The organism is Frankia tisae (assembly GCF_025403405.1).
Lineage (GTDB): Bacteria > Actinomycetota > Actinomycetes > Frankiales > Frankiaceae > Frankia > Frankia tisai.
The window spans coordinates 1-2481 of sequence record NZ_JANEZT010000592.1; the positions used below are offsets into that span (position 1 = coordinate 1).

General features: G+C 70.6%; 2 protein-coding genes and 1 pseudogene. All 3 read right to left on the minus strand.

The annotated features are described in order from the left end of the window. Positions 1-945: AIM24 family protein (locus NBZ85_RS30245; RefSeq protein ID WP_261563334.1), on the minus strand; the 945-nt coding region annotated here is incomplete at its 3' end. 21 nt (positions 946-966) lie between these two features. After that, complete coding sequence (locus NBZ85_RS30250; protein ID WP_261560703.1) at positions 967-1644, minus strand: AIM24 family protein; 678 nt, start codon at positions 1642-1644, stop codon at positions 967-969. A 61-nt stretch (positions 1645-1705) separates the two neighbouring features. Next, positions 1706-2440 (minus strand): annotated as a pseudogene (locus NBZ85_RS30255) (AIM24 family protein); the annotation flags it as partial. Positions 2441-2481: the final 41 nt, after the last annotated feature.

Sequence of the window (2481 nt, forward strand, 5' to 3'; positions counted from 1 at the left end):
GTCAGATGGGTATAAGAGACAGCCCTGGCCGTGGCCGCCCTGGCCGTGGCCGCCGAGCTGGTTGCCGGCGAAGCCGGCCTGGCCGAGCCCGAAATGCCCGGCGGCGCCGCCGCCGGCCAGCGCGTTGTACGGGGGCAGCAGCTCGCAGGGCTGCACGATGACGAAACCCTGGCCGCTGAACTGCATCTGCCAGCTCTCGCCGGTGTTGCCGCGCGGGCGCCACACCGCCGAGGACGTCACCGCCGCCTGCATCGACACCTGCAGGCCCGACGACCAGCCGACGACCGCGTCCGCGTCGGCGAAGTAGTAGTTCTGGTGGGTGACGTGCATGACCAGCGGAGCGCCCGACGTGCAGACCGCGACCTTGCCGTTGCCACGCAGCTCCACCTGGTAGGAGCCGACGCCGGCGATGCCGACCTGGGTGTCGACGCGGACCAGGTCCCAGTTCAGGTCGGAGTTGAAGGCGAGGACGTTCTTGCCGTCGACGGTCAGCGCGTCGCCAGCCAGGTCGAGAATGTGGATGTCCTGCGCCTGGTTGGCGAGGAAGACCGAGCCAGAGCCGGAGACCTGCATGAGGTTCAGGCCCTCGCCGCCGCTGAAGAAACTGCGGAAGCGCCCGCCCCAGCCCTCCCAGTGGCCGTCGAAGTTCGCCGCGCCCTGATAGGCGACCATCGCGCCCTTGCGGGCGTAGAACTCGCGCATCCCCCGCGCGCCGAGCGTCGCCCGCAGCATCTTGCCGTTCTGCAGGGAGAACGGCTCGTCGGAGGGCCGCTCGGGATTGTCGAGCAGGCTGCTGCGGATCCCGCCTGCCGGACCCCCCGGGGGCATCCCCGGACCGCCGCCTGGGTAGCCACCACCGGGCCCGCCAGGACCGCCGGGATAGCCGCCGGGGTAGTTGCCGCCGGGACCATTCGGATGAGCGCCGTGCGCCCCACCCTGCGTCATGCCGTCATCCTCTCCGCGCCGTCATCCTCGAAGCGACATGGTGGGCCGCTCGTCCTCGCTCGGCTGGACGACGACGAAGCCCTGCCCGGAGAATCCGAGCTGGAAGGCCTCGCCGGAGCCGCGCCCGATCAGGCCGCCGAGGCGCGCGGTGCGCCGGGGCTCGACGCGCAGGCCGTCGGTGTAGGCGACGAGGGCGTCGGTGTCGACGAATGTCGGCGCCTCCCGGGTGTCGAGCACGATCGGGTTGCCCTTCGCGGTCAGCGCGACCCAGCCATGGCCGCGCAGCACCACGTTGAACATTCCCATCCCGGACAGCATCGTGACGCCGCGGACGCGTTCGATCTTCCACTCCAGCGCCGCGTCGAAGGCCAGGATGTTCTTGCCGTTGACGGACAGGCCCTCGCCGGCGAGCTGCGCGACGATGACCTCCTTGCCGTAGTCGGCGAGGTAGAGCAGGCCCTGGCCGGTCGCCGTCATCAGCGGCACACCCTCGCCGGTCGCCCAGGACGAGGCGATCCGGCCGAGCTGCGGCGGCTGCGGGTTGAAGTCGATCAGGCCCTCGTAGGCAATCATGGAGCCGACCCGGGCGAACAGGTCCTGGCCGGGGTTCATGACCACCTTGGCGATCTTGGAGCCGTGCCTGCTCATCCGCTCGAAGACGGGCGTGGGTCCGTAGTGCTCGATCAGGCTGCCCTGCACGGCCCGCTCCCTCCTGCCGACGGGCGACCCGCCGGGCACGCTGCCACGATCGCCGTCACGCTCACACCTCGTACGGCTGGACGACGACGAAATGACCGGCGAATCCCATGAACTGCAGGGCCAGGGCCTCGCCGCTGCTGCCCGCGTAGATCTGCCGGGAGATCCGCACCTGCGTCGAGACGCTGACCCGCATCCCGGTGGTCCACGCGACCAGGGCGTTCATGTCCGCGAACGTCGGGCCCTGCACGGGCAGGGTCATCGGCGACCCCTTGGTCATGACGACCACCGAGCCCGGCCCGGAGACCTCGAAGTGGAACAGCCCGCCGCCGGGGATGCCTGCGCTCTCGATCCGGCGCACCTCGGTACGCACGGTGGCGTCCATCGCCAGCAGGTTCTTCGCGTTGATGCACAGCGACGAGCTGCCGAGCTCGACGATGTGCAGGTCCGCGGCGTCCTGGGCGAGGAAGACCTCGCCGGAGCCCTTGCAGGTCATGAGCTTGAGGCTCTGGCCGGTCAGCTTGCCCTCGATGAGGCCGCGCAGCCCGCCGCTTTTGTAGTCGAACTCGATGTTGCCCTGGTAGGCGACCATCGACCCGCGCAGTGCCAGCGCGTCCGGCCCAAGGGTGACCTTGACCAGCTTGCCGTTCTGCTGGGTCCAGCGCCCGGCCGTCGGCACCTCCCGGTACGGGGCGAGGCTGTTCATCGCCCCCGGCGGGGTCGGCTGGACCTGCGACGGCAAGGGTTCGGGCCCGCCGCCGTAGGCCGGCGCGGGCTGGCCCGGCGCAGCGGGCGGCGGGGTGGCTGTCGCTTATACACATCTGACGCTGCCGACGACTA